The sequence below is a fragment of the Erwinia sp. PME.40.26/001 genome, from assembly GCF_055556675.1.
Map to the genome: position 1 here is coordinate 1 of NZ_JBVHNP010000150.1, position 274 is coordinate 274.

Genomic DNA, 274 nt, shown 5'->3' on the forward strand with positions numbered 1-274 from the left:
GATTCCCCGGCGACTCCGACGCCCTCGTGCGCCGGCTGCGGCGCCTGGCGCTGTGGTCGGGGGTGGTCGCGGGGGTGGCGCTCGCCGCCGGCTCCCCGCTGTGGTCGGAGCTGTTCCGCACGGCGTCGCCGTGGCCGTTCGTCGTGCTCGCCGTCGGCGTGCCGTTCTGGCTCGTGCAGGCCGTCGGCCGCGGCACGCTGCAGGCGCGGCTCGCTTTCCCCGCCCTGGCGCTGTCGTTCCTCATCGAGATGGTCACGCGCGTGGGGCTCGGGAT

The 274-nt window shown here is 75.9% G+C and carries 1 protein-coding gene; it reads left to right on the forward strand.

From position 1 onward, the window contains the following. On the forward strand, positions 1 to 274 hold a 274-nt coding region (locus ACZ3HG_RS23615; protein ID WP_465334792.1), incomplete at both ends, for a hypothetical protein.